Source organism: Paenibacillus tyrphae, from assembly GCF_024158745.1.
Taxonomy (GTDB): domain Bacteria; phylum Bacillota; class Bacilli; order Paenibacillales; family NBRC-103111; genus Paenibacillus_G; species Paenibacillus_G tyrfis_A.
Genome location: NZ_JAMZAW010000017.1, coordinates 120,057 through 137,902, shown reverse-complemented (window position 1 = coordinate 137,902; position 17,846 = coordinate 120,057). Strand labels below are relative to the sequence as shown.

17 protein-coding genes are annotated in these 17,846 nt (G+C 54.3%); 14 read left to right on the top strand and 3 right to left on the bottom strand.

Annotated elements, in window-relative coordinates; translation table 11 throughout:
- The first annotated feature begins 5 nt into the window (after positions 1-5).
- Positions 6-854 (top strand): hypothetical protein, encoded by an 849-nt coding sequence (locus NI000_RS24255; RefSeq protein WP_253413967.1) that lies wholly within the window; start codon positions 6-8, stop codon positions 852-854.
- A 244-nt stretch (positions 855-1,098) separates the two neighbouring features.
- Here NI000_RS24255 and NI000_RS24250 read toward each other — a convergent pair whose 3' ends face one another.
- Positions 1,099-1,575 carry an SRPBCC family protein gene (locus NI000_RS24250; protein WP_253413966.1) on the bottom strand — a complete coding sequence of 159 codons (477 nt, stop codon included), beginning with the start codon at positions 1,573-1,575 and terminating at the stop codon, positions 1,099-1,101.
- A gap of 516 nt (positions 1,576-2,091) precedes the next feature.
- Between NI000_RS24250 and NI000_RS24245 the strand changes: the two genes are divergently transcribed.
- The 10 genes from NI000_RS24245 to NI000_RS24200 all read left to right on the top strand — a co-directional run bounded on the left by NI000_RS24245 (position 2,092) and on the right by NI000_RS24200 (position 11,561).
- Positions 2,092-2,898, top strand: coding sequence for an ABC transporter permease (locus tag NI000_RS24245; RefSeq protein WP_253413965.1), 807 nt, complete (start codon positions 2,092-2,094; stop codon positions 2,896-2,898).
- A gap of 3 nt (positions 2,899-2,901) precedes the next feature.
- Positions 2,902-3,711 (top strand): ABC transporter permease, encoded by an 810-nt coding sequence (locus NI000_RS24240; protein WP_253413964.1) that lies wholly within the window; start codon positions 2,902-2,904, stop codon positions 3,709-3,711.
- Positions 3,712-3,863: 152 nt separating this feature from the next.
- The gene (locus NI000_RS24235) at positions 3,864-4,982 is read left to right on the top strand and encodes a radical SAM protein (protein WP_253413963.1); all 1,119 of its coding nucleotides are present in this window, start codon (positions 3,864-3,866) and stop codon (positions 4,980-4,982) included.
- A gap of 22 nt (positions 4,983-5,004) precedes the next feature.
- Positions 5,005-6,018: a Gfo/Idh/MocA family protein gene (locus NI000_RS24230; RefSeq protein WP_253413962.1), complete on the top strand. Its 1,014-nt coding sequence runs from the start codon at positions 5,005-5,007 to the stop codon at positions 6,016-6,018.
- A 33-nt stretch (positions 6,019-6,051) separates the two neighbouring features.
- Positions 6,052-6,345, top strand: coding sequence for an acyl carrier protein (locus tag NI000_RS24225; protein ID WP_301292656.1), 294 nt, complete (start codon positions 6,052-6,054; stop codon positions 6,343-6,345).
- Between the two features lie 36 nt (positions 6,346-6,381).
- Positions 6,382-7,554 carry a radical SAM protein gene (locus tag NI000_RS24220; protein WP_253413961.1) on the top strand — a complete coding sequence of 391 codons (1,173 nt, stop codon included), beginning with the start codon at positions 6,382-6,384 and terminating at the stop codon, positions 7,552-7,554.
- A 38-nt stretch (positions 7,555-7,592) separates the two neighbouring features.
- Entirely contained in the window at positions 7,593-8,558 is a 966-nt protein-coding gene (locus NI000_RS24215) for a 3-oxoacyl-[acyl-carrier-protein] synthase III C-terminal domain-containing protein (protein ID WP_253413960.1), read from the top strand.
- The gene (locus tag NI000_RS24210; RefSeq protein WP_253413959.1) at positions 8,555-9,556 is read left to right on the top strand and encodes a hypothetical protein; all 1,002 of its coding nucleotides are present in this window, start codon (positions 8,555-8,557) and stop codon (positions 9,554-9,556) included. Before NI000_RS24215 ends, NI000_RS24210 begins: the two co-directional genes overlap by 4 nt.
- A 217-nt stretch (positions 9,557-9,773) precedes the next feature.
- Positions 9,774-10,481 (top strand): YqeB family protein, encoded by a 708-nt coding sequence (locus NI000_RS24205; protein ID WP_253413958.1) that lies wholly within the window; start codon positions 9,774-9,776, stop codon positions 10,479-10,481.
- Between the two features lie 222 nt (positions 10,482-10,703).
- Positions 10,704-11,561 (top strand): aminoglycoside 6-adenylyltransferase, encoded by an 858-nt coding sequence (locus tag NI000_RS24200; RefSeq protein WP_253413957.1) that lies wholly within the window; start codon positions 10,704-10,706, stop codon positions 11,559-11,561.
- A 117-nt stretch (positions 11,562-11,678) separates the two neighbouring features.
- Here NI000_RS24200 and dhaK read toward each other — a convergent pair whose 3' ends face one another.
- On the bottom strand, positions 11,679-13,436 hold the full coding sequence (gene dhaK / locus NI000_RS24195) for a dihydroxyacetone kinase subunit DhaK (protein WP_253413956.1): 1,758 nt from the start codon (positions 13,434-13,436) through the stop codon (positions 11,679-11,681).
- A 175-nt stretch (positions 13,437-13,611) separates the two neighbouring features.
- Here dhaK and dhaS point away from each other — a divergent pair, with 175 nt between their 5' ends.
- Entirely contained in the window at positions 13,612-14,184 is a 573-nt protein-coding gene (gene dhaS / locus NI000_RS24190; protein ID WP_253413955.1) for a dihydroxyacetone kinase transcriptional activator DhaS, read from the top strand.
- Positions 14,185-14,197: 13 nt separating this feature from the next.
- Positions 14,198-15,196, top strand: coding sequence for a DhaKLM operon coactivator DhaQ (gene dhaQ / locus NI000_RS24185; RefSeq protein ID WP_253413954.1), 999 nt, complete (start codon positions 14,198-14,200; stop codon positions 15,194-15,196).
- Between the two features lie 135 nt (positions 15,197-15,331).
- Here dhaQ and NI000_RS24180 read toward each other — a convergent pair whose 3' ends face one another.
- Positions 15,332-16,396, bottom strand: coding sequence for a phosphotransferase enzyme family protein (locus NI000_RS24180; RefSeq protein ID WP_253413953.1), 1,065 nt, complete (start codon positions 16,394-16,396; stop codon positions 15,332-15,334).
- Positions 16,397-16,535: 139 nt separating this feature from the next.
- Here NI000_RS24180 and NI000_RS24175 point away from each other — a divergent pair, with 139 nt between their 5' ends.
- Positions 16,536-17,807 (top strand): MFS transporter, encoded by a 1,272-nt coding sequence (locus NI000_RS24175; protein WP_253413952.1) that lies wholly within the window; start codon positions 16,536-16,538, stop codon positions 17,805-17,807.
- The last annotated feature ends 39 nt before the right edge of the window (positions 17,808-17,846 follow it).

Here is a 17,846-nt window from a genome sequence, read left to right as displayed (position 1 = left end):
TATTTATGAAAAAAGCAGCCATAGCGACATTGCTGGGTGCAGCGCTGCTTCTAAGCGCATGCGGCCAGCAGGGGAAAGAAGCTTCGGCCCCGAAGGAGGCTCCGAAGGAAGAAGCCGGACACAGCAATCACAGTGGCGGGGCGTCCGAAGCGCCGAAGAGCGGCGAGATTGTCACGTCCTTCAAGCTGACGCCGGAGAAGCCGCAGGCCCGAAGCGATACTCCGCTTACGATTCAGATTACGGACAAAAACAACAAGCCGGTGGAAAACTTCGACATTACGCACGAGAAGAAGCTTCACTTGATCGTCGTCAGCAAAGACCTATCGTTCTTCAACCACATTCATCCCGACTATAAGGGCGGCGGCCGGTTCGACATCACGACGCAGTTTCCGGGCGGCGGCGATTACAAGCTGATTGCGGACTTCGTGCCGACGGGTCAAGGGACGGTAACGCAGACGGAGTGGATCAGCGTACAGGGCGATGTGCCCGCAGCCGCGGCGATCGAGCCCGAGTCCACGCTGGTCAAAACGGTGGACGGCAAAGAGGTAACGCTTGCGATCGACCATCTGATGGCGGGAATGGACGCGAACTTGACGTTTACGATTCGCGACGCCGCTTCGAAGCAGCCGGTGAGGAATCTTCAGCCTTATCTCGGAGCGGTCGGTCATGTCGTTATTTTGAGCGCCGATGCCGAGCAGTATCTGCACGTTCATCCGATGGAGGAGAAGGCCTCTGGGCCGGACGCCAAGTTCATGACGAATTTCCCGAAAAGCGGCGTATACAAGCTGTGGGGCCAGTTCCAGCACGAAGGCAAGGTGTTCACCGTTCCTTTTGTCGTGAAGGTGCCCGGTTGAGTCAATTGAGGGTAATAGAGGTATACGAGGGGGTGGGGTATCCACTTCCGACCGCTGTTGTCATCGGGAAATTTGATTGGAAGCCGCTTAGTAGCGGACATTTCCCGAAGACAAAGGCGGACGCTACGCTTCTCCAGTGGATACCCCACCTCCGTATGTTTCTCTATTTTTGTCAAAAACCTCTTTAACACTCTGAGACCGATTCGCAGAAACCGAATCGGTCTTATTCTTTTAATAACCGCTCTTACCGGTTAACATGGGCGTCGGGAGCCTTATCCGACACCAGATTCAAGACGATATCGTGCTCAAGAAGTGCCTTCAGCCCGCAGAGTACGATCGTAAACCCTTCCGTCGAGCCGATCGCTTGCTTGACGATGTCATCCCCATCTCCCTGAAACCCTGTGTTCGTTACCGTCACGAAGGTTTCGGTATCCGCCCGCCGGGTAAAGATCCATTCGACCGTCGTGTAACCGTAAGACTCCTCCCATTCGATGAGAATGCGTCTGTTCTCCTCGATTTCTTTGACATGGACGTTGGTAGAAACGCCGTACATTTCCCAATCCCACCGGACGCTTTTGCCGGCTTCCAGCCTTCCGCTGCTTTTGGTGAACCAGAATCGCGTCGTAACCGCCGGCTCAACGAAAGCTTCGAACACTTCTTCCACCGGTCTGCGAATAAGCATTTCCGCTTTTGCAGCCGGTGCTTGATGCAGGGTTGTCATTGTACATTTCTCCTTTCATCATTTTCATGTTTCTTAAACTATAGCATGTCACACTGGTTATGATTTCTTAACAATTGGGGATTATGACATTCCTGAGCTCGGCTTCCGGCCTTCCTGACCGCATCCGACACAATATTACATCGTTTGCTGTCTGTCGATATCAGATGTCGTCGTTCTCGCCAAGCGCTAGGGGGACAATTGATCCCCGTGCACTATGGACAAAGTACCCAATTTTTCAATACAATGAATGAAAGCGATGGGTTAATTTTACATGTTATACGGTAATTTCTTTCGGAAAATAGGTAATTTTTGTAACGCCGAAATTTGTCAAGTGCTTTGAGTATGACAAGATGTAGAAACGACGTTTTTTCTGAAAAAATTGTTGATTCCTAAAAATTTTGACGAAAGCCGCACGTCGTTCAAGCAAGCAAACGTTTCCGGACATTCCCCATCATTCACAAAATTGAGGACCGACGACCGAAGACGGCATCGTCGGACTCCGCGAGAGGTAGCGCCATGGCCCATCACAAGTATGTCGTTGCGTTCCGCATCGGCTTCCAAAGCTCGCTGGAATACCGCTTTAATTTTTTTCTCTCTCTGTTCAGCGCGGTATTTCCGATCGTCGTGCATTACTACATATGGACGGCGGTGTACGCGAGCGCCGGAGAGAGCGGCTTGTTCGGCTATTCCTATCAAGAGATGATCATGTATACGATCATTGCCGCCGTCGTCTCCAAGCTGGTCATTACGAATATGGAACACGCCATCGCCGAAGATATCAAAAGCGGCGGATTGAATAAATATATGGTCAAGCCGATTGCGTATTTTGGCTTCCGCATCTGCTCGTTTATCGGGCAGCGCTTGATCTATGTGGTCATTTCCCTGCTCGTTATTTTGGCTCTAACCTTCGCATTGAACTCATTCTATAAGCAGCATACCGGATTTGAACGATTGCTGGCTTTTTTCCTCTCTCTATGCCTGTCTGTCATTCTTAGCTTTCTGATCTCGTACGCCCTTTGCGCGTGCGCCTTCTGGTTGTCGGAAATCTCCTACTTTTTCGTTGTCACCAGCCTGCTGGTCAATATTATGAGCGGCGGCATGTTTCCGCTTGAAATTTTCGGAGAAGGGCTGCAGCAGCTGTTTCGTTTCCTGCCCTTCCACTATATGATTTATTTCCCTGTCAACGTCCTGAACGGCAAAATAGCGGACGGGCTGATTTGGCAAGGCATCGCCGGACAAGGCATCTGGATCGGTCTGATGCTGATCGTCTGCCATCTGGCCTGGAAGCGCGGGATGAAACGGTACTTGGGGCTAGGAGGCTGAGCTTTGAACTTCGTTACCGAACTGCGGCGGCATTTGCACATTCTGGCGTTATTCGCCAAAAACTCGGTCATTTCCCAGATGGAATACCGCTTCAATTTCATAACGGGCATATTCGTCGAAGCGGCGTTTCTGATGGCCAAGCTGCTGTATGCGGTCGTCGTGTACAAAACGAATGTGCGGATCAACGGGCTGTCGCCGGATACGATTCTCATGTTTATGGGGACGCATTTATGGCTGACGGGCATTTACATGGGCTTGTTCTTTAATAATTTCCTGCGTCTCAGCGATCATGTCCGCACGGGCAGTCTCGATCTGATGATGGTCAAGCCGATTTCGCTGCAATTCCTCGTGTCCTTGCGGGTTATCGAGGTCGGGATGCCGATCCCGAATATGATTGCGGGCACCGTGATGATCGCGATCGGCTGGAGCGCCGCGGGCATTCCGCTGACGCTGCTCCATGTCGCCGGATTTGTGGCTTTTCTGCTGGCCGCCACCGTCCTCACGTACTGCATTATGATCATTCCTTCGCTGCTCTCGTTCTGGTTCGTGAACACGTCGGCCGCCAGCGAGATTTCGTACTCCGTATGGGATTCCAACAATATGCCCGCATCTATGTACAACAAGTGGATACAGCGGATTGGAACGTTTGTCGTTCCAGTGTTTTTGATTACGAACTTCGCCCCGATGTTGGTGCTCGGCAAGCTGTCTGCCGCCGAATTGGCCTGGGGCGCTTTAGCCCCGGTTGTCTGTTTCCTGCTGGTCCGCTTCCTGTGGAAGCGGGCGTTAGGCGTGTATAGCAGCTCGAATTTGTAGCGGAACATGCGTCCGAAGCAGCAAATGACGAAAGGGAGGTGATGCGGTCCGGAATCAAGCGCAGGCGGGAAGGCTCCGCAGATGAGGCAGTCTCAGGCTGAATCGACAGGTCCTATACCAACCATGACTTGAAAATTGGAGGAGGTTAGACGATGTCCGTACAACTTCGCAACGACACGGCTTCACCGATTTCACCGCTCTTGAGTACGTCGGCGCCCCGATGGATTTGGCTGCAGCTTCTGGAGGCCTGTAATCTAAGGTGCAAAATGTGCTACGAATGGGGCGATAACGGCGCCTACAAGGAACGAACGATGTTAACGCAGCTGGATATTAAAGTGGTTAAGCAAATTATCGAGGATTGCAGCCCGGCCAAGCCGTATTACGATCTGTTTGGCGGAGAGCCTCTGATGTATCCGCAGATCGACGAGGTTCTGGCTGCATTAAAATATTACGGAAGCCAAGTCGCCTTCCCGACCAACGGAACGCTGCTGGAGAAGCATGCGGAGATGATTATCGAGAACGAGCCGCACCGCGTTTGGGTGTCGATGGACGGTCCGGAGGAGATTAACGACCAGCAGCGCGGCAAGGGCGTGTTCAAGAGAGCGACCGCAGGCATTGAGAAGCTTCACGCGCTCCGGGAGGAGAAAGGCAAGGAGTTTCCGAAGATCGGCACGATCTTCATCATTACCCCGCTGACGTATATGCATGTGGAAGAACTGTTCTTCAAAAGCATGGATATTACGAAGTTGGATCATATCAGTTTGGAGTTTCAGTCGTTTATTACGCCGGAAGATCACGTGAATTACCGGAATATTTTGAAAAATAATTTTGATCTGGACACGAATGCGGCTGTTTCCAGGGGCTTCGTCCGCGAATTATCCGAGTTTAGCGAGATGAATGCAAAGGATATCTCCCGTCAGGTACGCAACATCGAGGAGTACTGCAAGGAGAAGGGCGTTTATTTCAACGCCTACCCGCAAAACATGACCGAAGAGACGGTCGAGCTATACTTCAGCGGAAACAGCCACAAGCTGTCGCATGCCAAGAAGCGCTGCGAGTTCCCTTGGCTCAGCACGGAGATCAATGCGAGAGGCGACGTGACCTCCTGTCATGCCTTCTATGATTTGACTCTGGGCAACGTAAACGAGCAGCGGCTGCTCGATATCTGGAACGGACCGAAGTATAAGCAATACCGCAATTATTTGAAAAAAAATTCATTCCCGATCTGTCAGGCCTGCTGTCTGAACTTCAAGACGAAGACGGAAAAATAAAAGGAAGCACGAGGTTGTGCCCATGAGAAAGAAACGAATCGGCGTGCTCGGCTGCGCCCACATCCTCGACCGGGCGCTGTTCACGCCCCTCAAAAGCCACGAACACCTCGGCGTGCACGCTATTGCGAGCCGGACGAAGCCCAAAGCCGAGTCCTATGCAGACAAGTACAGCATTCCGCACGCGTTCGGCAGCTACGAGGAGCTGCTGGCCTGCGGGGAGATTGACTTCGTCTATATCGCGCTCAGCAACGAGCTGCATGCGGAATGGACGATTCGGGCGCTGCAAGCCGGGAAGCCGGTGCTGGTGGAGAAGCCGATCTGTCTGGACACGGAGGAGCTTCGGCGGCTGATGGACGCGCAGGCGGCGTCCGGCTTGCCCGTGCTGGAAGGCCTGATGGTACAGCACCATCCTTGGCAGAGCGAGATCAAACGGATGGTCGGCGGGAACGCTTACGGCCGCCTCTTGCAGGTGCGCTCGCAAATTTCGGTTCCGTTCCAGGACCCGGAACGGGAAAACTATCGCAGCTTCCCGGAACGCGGCGGCGGCGCCTTCTACGATTTCGGCTGCTATTGGCTGCAATTTCTTCAAGCGGTACTGGGGCTGGAGACGTTGGGCTGCGATGCGGAGTCGGAATTTGCGGGGCCAGGCGGCTGCGATTGGACGTTTCGGGCGGCGCTGGATTACGCGGACGGGGTGCGCGCCGAGCTTGTCGCCTCCTTCGAGCTGCCGGGGATTTCCAGGCATGCGCTCGAATTCGAGCGTGCCGTTGTGACCGTGGACGATTTTTTTCGCGCGAGCATGGGAACGTACCGTATTACGATTCGCATCCAGGATAAGCAGACCGGGGCGGTGGAGAAGCTGGGCTTCGAGCCGCAAAATTACTTCGTGAATCAATTGGCGTTTTTCAGCGACGTGCTGGACGGGACAAAAGATAATGTGCCGATCGTTCAATCGTACGAGCGCATGGCGATGCATGAGCGGCTGCTGACGCTGGCGAGGGCGAAGCTGCCCGGATATCCGCTGGCCTTAGGCTAGCCGCTGACTGACTTAGATGAGGAGGAGTTTCTTATGATTCTGCAAACCGTGATCAAAATTTTGAGCGAAATCAAGGAGTCTCCGGAGCTGCTGTCCACGTTAAAGCCGGAGACGGATATCGTTAACGAGGTCGGACTCGATTCGCTGCAAATGATCAATTTCGTGCTGGCCATCGAAGATGCTTTCGGGGTGGAAATCGACTTCGACAATTTCGATATCGAACACTTGAGCTCTATTCAAGCTTTTGTAGCTTACCTGGAGAAGGAGCGTGCGGCGGTCGTGAACGGCGCAGGCGGTCAGGCGGCAGAGCAGCCGATCTACGATTAAAAACAATTCATCGAAGGAAGGAAGGGAGGATTGCTCATGCAACCGCAAACGAGAGTGACCTTTGACCGGAGCACGTTTCAAAATATGAAGCGGACGATCCGCAACATGTCCGTGACAAGCAAAGCGTTGAGGCGCGATCCGACGTTCGCGCTGGACATCCCCGAGGATATCGGCATCAAGCTGAACAACGGCTGCAATCTGCGCTGCAAGCATTGCTTCGAATGGGCGAACGACGGGTACCACCACGATATGGCGAAGGAGATGAAGAACCAGGAGATCGAGTTTTCCTTGCTCGAACGTTTGCTGGAGCAAACGCGCGAGCGGCAATCCCGATTGTTCGTTTGGGGCGGCGAACCGCTGTATTACAGTCGCTTCGACGACTTCGCCGACCTGCTGGCGCGCGATCCCCGCAACACGACCATTTGCACCAATGCTTTGCTGATCGAGCAGAAGCTGGATTCCGTGCTGAAAATTTCGAAGGACATGACGCTGCTGATCAGTCTCGACGGCTTCGAAGCGGAGAACGACGCCATTCGCGGGAAGGGCACGTTCAAGAAAGTCGTTCATATGGTGAAGCTGCTGTTGGACCTGCAGCGAACCGGCGAGTATCAAGGCCGGATCTCGATCAGTCTGACCATCAGCGATTCCATGGTAACGAAGCTGTACGATTTCATGGCATACTTCGAGGAGCTCGGCGTCGACACGGTCTACTTCGTGTTTCCTTGGTACATCCCAAGTGAGATTGCCATGAAGATGGACGACTACTATGCGAAGTACTTCCCTTGGCTGGAAGCGGCGCAGCAGCAGCAGCGATATAGCTGGCACTCCTTCACCTTCCGCGTCTCCGAATCGAATATCGAGCCGCTCATCGCCGAAATCGACCGGATCAACGAACGGGTGTGGAACAGCCGAATCCGGTTTCAGCCGGCGCTGGAGCGGGAGGAGATCAGGGACTTCATTCTGGGCTCCGAGAAGCCGGCGATGAAGCGGGAGCAGTGCCTGGCCATTGCCAACCGGGTGGATGTGATGCCGGACGGGAAGGTCAACCCGTGCAAGTTTTTCCCCGAATTTACGCTTGGCGACTTGAACGGGAATGACCTGAAGGACGTGTATCATGGCGAAAATTTCCGCCGGCACCGGGAGACGCTCGGTCTCGGCTTGACGCCGATCTGCTCGCGATGCGTGCTGCTGTATAACTATGGCCGATAAATGCCGCAAGCAAGCGGCGACATAAGAGAGGGCTGCGGATGATGCAAGGACGGTTCCATATGGACGGTCTCTCCGTCTACCGGCCCGGACTGACCGTGCCGATTGCCGACGTCATCAGGGACGCGGAGCAGTGCGGTTATCCCTTCAAGGAAGATGAAGCGCATTACCGGAAGATGGGGTTCGAGACGGTCTCGGTGGAGAAGCGGCTGTCGCTTGAGGAGATGGCGGAGCGGGCGCTGGAGCCGATAGCGCAACGCTGCGTGCAGGAAGGCATCGAGCTTGGGGAGATCTGGTTCGCGCATACGTCGAAGGTCGCCTGGCACGAGTGCAACCTGTTCAAGACGATGCTGCGGCGCTGGCGGTGGGAGCATGTTCCCTTGTATCCGGTCGAGGAGCATTCCTGCTCGACGTTCCACTGGGTGCTGCGCATGGCCGGTCATCCATTCGCCTGCGATCCGCACAAAGCGGTGCTGTTGGTGACCGCCGATCTGGGCATCCATCCGTTCTACTATATCGACGACTTCATGATCTGCGGGGATAGCGCCAGCGCCTGTCTGTTCCGGCGGGAGCACGGCGATCACCGGACGCTTGTCGTGAAGTACAAAGCGGTAGGCACGGCTTACGACGACGATCCGTCACGGATACGGCAGTTCCATGCGATGTACTATTTGGGCATCCGCAAGATCATGCTGGAGACGCTCGGCGAAGCTGGTTTCACGCTTTCCGACATTCGTCTCGTCGTGTGCGGCAATATTAACCGACAGGCTTGGGAGACGGTAGCCGGCGCGCTGCGGGTTTCGCCGGAGTTGTTTTACTACGCGACCATGCGCGAAACCGGGCATATTACCAATTCGGATATCCCTTCCAATCTTCAGCATGCGGTATCTAGCGGAGCGCTGCGGCCGGGGGATTATTATTTGACGGTGACCGTGAGCATGGCCGGAACGTTCGGCTGTGCCCTGCACCAGTATGTGCCGGCGAACGGGAAAGAGGGTAGGCTATGAGCGCACACAGTCCTGCGGGCGATACCAAGAAGCTGTATATCAGCGGGCTCTGGTGCATCGTACCCGCAGCGGAACGCTCCTGGGAGGCATACTATGAGGAAGCAGGACAGCCGTGGGAGGATAGCCCGCCCAAATGGCTGTTCGCGCACGCCGGCATGTCTTCGCCATGGCCGCTCATGGAGCACGGGCCGTCGGCTTCTTCGCTTCCCGCGATCCGGATTCCGGTGTTCGACAAGCATCCCGTCGAATACGTGCGCGAGGAAGGGAGCCGCCGCTTCGGGGCGGACCGGAAGTTCGATCTGATCTGCTACTGCCACGAGACCGTGCAGCATCCGCTGACCACCGTGCCGGGCATGATGCTCGCCAGCGTGTTCGGACAGCGCCAAGTGCTGCCGCTCACGCTTGGACAGCTTGGGAGCCTTGCTTGCCTTAGGGCGCTTCACTGGAGCAGGCGCATGCTGGAGCAAGGAGAAGGCACGGACGGCTTGCTCTGCATTGCGGATCGAACGGACTATCCGTTCAGCCGGGTGTCTTGGACAGGCTCGATTAAAGGCGATGCAGCGGTGCTCTGTACGTTGAACGCCGAAGCCGGCGATTACGAGGTAGTGGATTACCGCATACTGCCTCTCTTTCCCGAAGGTTCGATGCGCGCATGGACGACGGCCGATTACGAGCGGACGACGCTGGCGCTTGCCCGGCAAGCGGAGCAAGCGCTTCGAGAGATGGAGGCGTCGGGGAACATGCCCGATCGGCTGGTGATTCAGAACGTGTCCGATGCCTTCGTGACGGCTGTCGGCGAGGCGGGGGAACGCTGCAGGATTCCTGTCTATGTAAGGCAAACGCGGAAAACGATTAATTTTTTGGGCAGCGATCCGTTCCTCACTTTGCAGGAAGCGGTATTGCACGGCCAACTACGGGAGGGACAGTCGGTCCTGCTTCTGTTTGCCAGCGCCGACTATGGCATCGGGCTGTTGACGCTGCGCTGCGCCGTCGGCTAGCCTCCGAGTTGAATACGTAATATTGTGAAAAGACCGCCTTCGGACTGCGAACTGCGGTCTTTTTGCGATGGAATGTCATTTTGGGAATAGAGGCTGCGTATCCATTATTTTCAAATGTTATTTTTCGTGATATTATTTACTTACCGATAGGTAAGTAAGAGGTGCAGCGGCTTATATCAGCCTGTCATCTCCAGAACAAGTCAGGAGGTCTTATTCTATGAACATCTCTCGGCCGTCGTACCGGGACTCGACCGCAGTCGGCTTTTCCACCACTGTTCGTGTTCTGATCTTTGCGGGCTGCTCCGTCCTCGGCCTTGTACTCGGGTATTTCATCCCGCTGATCGCCAAGTGGGCTTTGACCTTGCCTTGGGTACCATATGAAGGGCCGCTCAAGCTGATCACATCCATCTCCGGGCTGTGGGGAACCGTCATCGCTTCACTGCTGGGTCTGGCAGGCGGCCTCTGGTTCGCCGAGGAAGTGATCAAAGATACGCTGCATGTGGTCGTCTCCGGCGAAACGATCCGGCTGGAGAAGGACGGAGCCGTCCAAGAATTCACGCGAGAAACGATCAGCACCGTCTTCCTTGACGGGAAGCAGCTTGTAATCGTTGGCAATAATGGAGAGGAGCATGCCCGCGAAACCTATGAGTGGGCGAGCGGGCGTATCGCCGGCGCTTTGACGGAGCACGGGTATCCTTGGTCGTCCGACGGCGACCCGTACAAGGATCAGTTCCGGCGCTGGGTACTTGATACCCCTGAGCTGCCGCCCGCGGTCAACGCGCTGTTGAAGGCACGCGAAATTGCGCTCCGGAAGAAGGAAAAGGGCGAAGCCAAAGAACTGCGCCGCGAGGTCAGCAAGCTCGGCTTCGTCGTCAAGGACGAAGAGACGCGTCAATATTGGCGGGCGCAGACAACCGGACCGTGAGAGGCCGTTCCGGTCGGAGAACATTGGCATACCAACGCCGGAACGACTATAATAGACTTACAGAAATTTACTTGAAAGGGGAAGCATAACATGAAGAAGCTGCTCGATAAGCTCTAACCGTGTACTCACGCGCGCTTCGTTTCTTATCTTGCACGCGGACCGCCTCCTGCCGACATTCTGAACGGTGTCATCATCTATTAGAATGTGGAGGTTGGTTAAACGATGAGAAACGAACAAGAGGTAGTGGCGCAGCTCCTGCAGCTTGCCGAACGGGACGATCGGATCCGATGCGTCATCATGAACGGTTCGCGGGTCAATCCTAACGCCCCGGTCGATTTTATGCAGGATTACGATATTGACTTTTATATGACGAACCTGGGGGACCATCCCTACAATACGGACCGAAGCTGGATTGATGCGTTCGGCGAGCGCGTCGTCGTGCAGTACGAATATTTCGAGGATGGCTCGTCCATCTACATGATGCAGTTCAAAGACAGCGTGCGGATCGACCTCAGCTTCAAGGCTATCGGCAGCATTCAAGAGGTGTATCAGGACTCGCTCAGCAAAGTGCTGCTCGACAAAGACAACCTCGATTTGAAGCTACCGGAGCCGAACGACAGCAGCTATCTGGTCCAAAAGCCTTCCCGCTATATGTGGGATGTGCATATCGTCGAGCTGTGGTGGCTTCAGGTGTGCATTGCCAAGGAGCTGTGGCGCGATGAAATCCCGCGGGCGAAAAATTTATACGACCAATACTTCATGGAATCGCTTCGCTTTCTGCTGGAATGGCACGTGGGCGCCAACTATGATTGGAAGGTCAACGTCGGCACCGCCGGTAAATGGTTCAAGCGGTTTCTGGAGCCCGATATCTACGAGCAGTTTCTGTCCTTGTATTGCGGGGCCGACCCTGAAGAACAGTGGGAGAAGCTGAACCAGGCAGGGGAGCTTGTCCGGAGGATCGGGGTGCCGCTTGCCGCAAAGCTCGGCTACGATTATCCGGCGGACGAAGAGCGCAATGTGACGGAGTATGTGGAAAAAGTCAGGCGCCTGCCCCGGGATGCGCAGTCTTTGGACGGGTAGTGCAGGATTTCGGACATAGAACTAGGGATATCAGCAAAAAACCGCTCTTTACGGCGGTTTTTGCTGATTTTATACAACATGATAAATAATGCCCTCATCCGGCCGCTGTTCCCTAGATTATTTCAAGCTGCGGGCGATTTCCGTAAAGATAACGCCAAGCGCGTAGGCGCCTGCATCCGGATAGCCCAAGCTGCGTTCGCCGACAGTGCCGGCGCGCCCCATTCGGGCGACGATTTGTTTCGTTTTTTCGGCGCCTTCCACCGCAGCTTGCGCCGCTTTTTCAAAAGCGAATTTAAAGTCGTCGCCTGCCGCGGCGCTTGCCGTGAACGTATCCGTGAAAGGCACCAGCGCGTCAATCAGCGTTTTGTCGCCAACGACGGCGCCTCTGCCGAAGGAACGCTCCCCAGTTGCCTGAATGCCTTTGACCGCGGCTTGTAACATTTCCGCATACTCCGCAACAGTCAGTACCGCTTTATCTCCTGCCGCTTTGCCGGCAGCGCGGAACGCCGAGCCCCAAATCGGTCCGGAAGCGCCGCCGCAATATTCCATAATGACCATGGAGCACGCGTCCAGGAAAGAACCGATCGTTAAAGGCTCTTGAGCCAAAATCGCGCTCCATTCCCGCTTTAACTGCCTGAATCCTTTGGAGACGCTCATCCCGAAATCGCCGTCCCCCGCGTGCGAGTCGAGTTCGCAGAACGGAACTTCATTTTCGATAATGATTTCGCTCATTTTATCGACGATGTAGATCATGTTTTGAAGCGTCAGCACGCCGCCTTGAACCGCCGCGTAATGTTCCGGCGTTTCCGTTTTGAAGGAAACCGGTCGATCGTCGTCGGCTTCCGCGATGTCCGCATACTCGACTTGCGGTACCGGACCGTCTACCCGGAATGCAGGCGCATGACATTCTTTTGATAAGAGCGTTTCCAGTTCGTCATCGAGCTTCAAGATCGTCAGCGAAATGCCCGCCATATCGATGCTCGTCATATAGTTGCCGACAAACGTGCGGCAAATCCGGATGTTCCGGCCTGCGAGCTCGCGAACCGCCGCGTTATTAAACAAGTACAGCTCCTGCAATGGGGTCGCGCCGAAGCCGTTGACGAGCATGGCAACTTCCGCGTTGTCCTCGTCTTGGATGCCCAAATCTTTTAACAATTCGGTCGTCATCCGCTTCGCCAGGTCGTCCGCACTGACGATTTTTTCCCGCCGCTGGCCCGGTTCGCCGTGAATGCCCACGCCGTACTCCATTTCATCTTCGCCGAGTTTGAACGTCGGCGACCCGTGTGCAGGAACGGTGCACGAAGTGAACGCCACGCCGATGCTGCGCACGTTATGCGCCGCTTTCTCCGCGACCGCTTTCACTTGCATCAAATCGCGGCCTTCTTCCGCAGCAGCTCCGGCAATTTTATGGACGAGCACCGTTCCGGCAACGCCGCGGCGTCCGACCGTGTACAAGCTGTCTTCAACGGCAATGTCGTCGTCGACGCGCACATATTCCACTTGGATGCCGTCTTCTGCGGCCAGTTGAGCGCCGTTTTTGAAGTTCATGACGTCGCCGCTGTAGTTTTTGATAATCAGCAGCGTCCCTTTTTGGCTCGCTGTCGCTTTAATGGCTTGGTACACCTGAATTTGGGATGGAGATGCAAACACATCGCCGCATACGGCCGCATCCAGCATCCCTTTGCCGACAAACCCGGCGTGAGCCGGTTCGTGCCCGCTGCCGCCGCCGCTGATCAAGGTGACTTTGTTTTCGTTAATTTCTTTTTTCTTGATCACCTTATATTTCTTGATAAACTCCAGCTCCGGATGGGCCAAGACGAGCCCGTTGCACATTTCCGCGACGAGCGTCTCTGGTTTGTTGATGATCTTTTTCACTTTGCCATACCTCCCGCGATCCATAAATTCCAAATCGTTTGATTAATCCCTATGATAGAATGAAAACGTTTTATCGTAAACGGACAAAAACGGCAAACTGTCAAACAACGCTTGCTTCAATAATCATGATGATTTTGTTAAGATTAACAGTAAACCTAGGGTTGGGAAGATGATCATGACCAATTCGCTCATTACCAAAAAGATCATAGCGAATTCCTTAAAAAAACGGATGGAAACCAAATCGTTCCACGAAATTTCCGTAAGCGATATTATGCAGCCTTGTCAGATGCGCAGGCAAACGTTTTACTATCATTTCGTGGACAAGTATGAGCTCTTGGGCTGGATTTACAAAGAAGAAACGAAGGAAAACATCGAGGACTTTTTGGATTATGAGAAGTGGGAGAACATTTTCGACTTGTTGATGGACTATTTTTACGAGAATCAGCGGTTTTACCGCAGGGCGTTTAAAGTAACCGATCAAAACTCGTTTAACCAGTATTTATTTGAACATACGAAAAATTTATATATCAAAATCATCGATGAACTGTTGATGGACAAGCCGATCCATATCTCCGAGGCGAACAAAAATATGGTGGCGTCGTTTTACAGTCACGGGTTTGTCGGGACGATCAAAGATTGGATTGAACACCATTGTTCCATTCAACCTTCGGTGTTGTCTTCGCTCATCAAAGAGATGATCCGTAATCAACTGCTGCTGCTCGAGCAGACCGGAAACAAACCAAAGTAAGGTGGAGAAACAAATGACGAAAATCATCAACGGTGTTCAAAATATTGTCCGCAATATGCTGCACGGATTCTATTTTGAGCATAAAGACCGGGTGTTCTATAACGAGAAATATAATTTGATATTCCGTAAAGACCTTGCGGACATGGGCCAGCAAGTCGTGCTCATCAGCGGGGGAGGAAGCGGTCATGAGCCGGCGGATTTTGGTTATGTGGGCGACGGCATACTTTCCGTTGCGGTTGCGGGTGAAATTTTCGTGCCGCCGACGCCGGAGCAAGTGTTGGAGGCGATCCGCCTCGTGGACAAGAGCAGAAGCGTGCTGCTCATCATTAAAAACTTTACCGCGGACGTCGGCAATTTTTTGACGGCGGAAGCTTTGGCGAAAGAAGAAGGGCGAATGGTCGACCATGTCATCGTTAACGACGATGTGTCGATCGAAGATGACGTGACGTACAACAAAAGAAGAAGGGGCGTCGCCGGTACCGTTTTGGTCCATAAAATATTGGGGGCGGCCGCGCGGGAAGGCTACACGCTGGAGCAGCTGAAGGAACTCGGCGAGCAAGTGATCGGCAGGCTGCACACATTGGGCGTGGCGCTGTCGCCGGCGAACGATCCGACGAAGGGCGAACCGTCGTTTACGCTGCAAAAAAACGAAGCGTATTACGGCGTCGGCATCCACGGGGAGAAAGGGTACCGCAAAGAGGTGTTTTCTTCTTCGGAAAAGCTCGCGGTCGAGCTGTTCAATAAGCTGAAAAGCGTATACCGTTGGAGAAGGCAAGACCCTTTCGCGATATTGGTCAACGGTTTAGGCGCGACCCCGCTGGTCGAACAGTATGCGTTTGCCAATGACATTCGCCGCTTGTGTGAACTGGAAAACTTGGATGTCCGGTTCGTCAAAATCGGCACGCATTTGACTTCGCTCGATATGGAAGGAATTTCGCTCAGTTTTCTTAAGATCGAAGATCCGAAGTGGGAAGCGTGGCTGAAAGCGGACGTTGAAGTAGCGAAATGGTAAGATGGTAAAATCATAAGAATAAGCCCCTGGCCTTGAAGCCAGGGGCTTATTGGTCTTTGCCGGAGCATGATCCAATGCTTCTTTGGGCTACGGCTAAACCAAATATTTACCAAAAATCTCCATAAACTGCATAGGTCATAATAAGGTATTCCCGTGAGAAATTTGTTCCACATTCCGGTCAAGCCATTCGCGGATCGCTGCACTCGGAGGCTCGGAGACTGCGTTTTGCAGGAAGATCATGCACATATCGCAGCGGCGTCTTTCCACGAACAGCGGCAGCTGCTTCAGCCAGTGGCTGCCCAGCTCGTATTCCCGCCGGTATCCGTTCATAAAGCTGTCCAGAAACCGGTTGGCGAATTCGGACACGCGCTTCGGATCGGCCTCGGGCCGGGCCCAGTCCCCCAGTACCGAGGCATAATAAACGGCCATGGCGATATCCTGCACGAAATAGTCGTACCCGCAATCGTCGAAATCGAACGCCGTGATCGTTTCGCCGTGCACAAAAAAGTTTTTATGATGCAAATCCCGGTGACATAAGCCGTAGCCGTCCTGCTCTGGGGCGAGCGCGTTGATACGCGCCTCCACCTCGACGTATCGGCGATAGGCCAAGGCAATGTTGGGATGGGACAAATAAGCCGGGTCCAAGGTCAAAATATCTTTGTCCGGCCTACGGGTCATGTCCGCAGGGACGGTATACGACCGGGCGAGCTTGTGCATGCGCCCCGTAATTTCGCCCCAGCCTTCGAAGAGGCGGGGGCCCCAAGCCGGATGTCCGGCCTGGACGAGACCGCCCGGCGCTTGTTCGAAGCAGGCCAGCGTGAAGTAGCCGTCTTCCGTTTCGACCGTTTCTGTCCGTCCGCCGGAGCAAGACGGCACCGGCCTCGCTGCCCGTACGCCGCCCTCCGCGAGATAGCCCATGAAATGCAACTCCGACTCGATCAGCTCCCGCGAGCGGTGCGAGCTGTGAGTCACGCGCAGAATCAGGTCCCGGCCGTCGCGCCGGAAGCCGTATATGAGATTTTCAAAGCCCCCCACATGGCTCACCGTCTCCGGGGCTACGCCGTAGGCGCGGGCTGCTTGGTTTAACAAATCTTGAGTAAAGCTCTGATGCCAGCTTGTCAATGCCGTCTCTCCTTCCGATTCGGAGCTGTTGTATGGACCGTCCGCTCCGTATTTGACAAGCATAACATCTTTATCCAAGCCTTGGAAAGGGAATTGTCTATTATTTTGAACGATTCTCTTTTGACCGTTGGAAAAAAAGAGATTCAAATCATCGATGGAATCGGTTACTCTTAAAATATGGTATAAATGCTGCATGACTCCGGAGGACGGATGGCCGATGTCGGTTTTATTATATGAATGGAAGATGCAGTTTCTCGGGTACAGCCGGAATCTCCGGTTGTTTCTTTGCTTTAATTTCGTATGGAATCTGGGGCTCGGGATGTTCGGCCTCGTCTACAATCTATATGTCAAAGCGCTCGGCTACGACCAGACGATGGTCGGGCACATCGTGGGAATGGCGGCTGCGGCTGCAGCGATCGTACTGGTGCCGGCCGGCATCATGAACGACAGGTTCGGTCCGAAGCGGCTTGTGACGACGGGGGGATTTTTGGTAGTAGCCGCTCTTACTGCCCGCTCGCTGATCGATGGCGAGCAGGGGCTGCTCGTCTCCGCGTTTCTGGGCGGAATGACGCTGGCGGTCGTGTCTGCGACCGTCATTCCGTTCATGGCGAACCATTCCACCCCGTCGCAGCGTGTGCATCTGTTCAGTTTAAACTTGGCTCTCGTCATGTTTGCAAGCGTTATCGGCAACGTCTTCGGCGGGTTTCTCACCGACACGCTTCAGTTTAGCTTCGGCCTTGACGGCGTCTTGAGCCTGCGTCTGACCTTGCTGACGGGTGTCGGCATAGCGGCGCTCGGGTTGATTCCCGTCTTGATGCTGAAGAGGAGCCGGGAGGAACGGCCGTCCGGCGGAAAGTTTTCGTGGCGGTATACGGTACAGCATCATAAAGCGTCGCTTCAAGTGATCGGCCTCTTCGTTCTGCTCGGGCTGATGACCTCGACGGCCGGAGGCATGGTAGTGCCTTACTTGAACGTCTATTTTGAAGACCGCTTTGACGCCTCGAAATCGGTGATTGGCGTCATCGTCTCCTTGGGACAGGGCGCGACTGCGCTCGCATACTTGATCGGTCCGGTCATCGCCCGGCGGCTCGGGGAAGCGAAAGCGGTTATCGTGCTTCAGCTGTGCTCGATTCCGTTTCTGCTTATTACGGCGTTTTCGACCAACCTGATGATTGCGAGCGGAGGGTATTTATTCCGGCAGGCTCTGATGAATGCGGCCAATCCGTTCTACAACACGATCAAGATGAAATACGTTGACCGCTCGATGCGCGGACTTGCCTCCAGCTCTGGAGAAGCGGTGTTCAATCTGGGCTGGTTTCTGGCCTCGCCGGTCAGCACCGGACTTGTCGCTCAATACGGCAGCTACTATGGCTACGTTTACGCGTTCTGCATTACGGCGGTGGTGTATACGGTCGTTTCGGTGTTGTTCTACGTCTTTTTCGGCAAAAGCCGGTTCAAGCCCGTGGAAGCGGAAGAGACGGCTGCTTAAGGTTGCCAAGTTGAAAAAAGACCCAGCCAGGAAACGCCC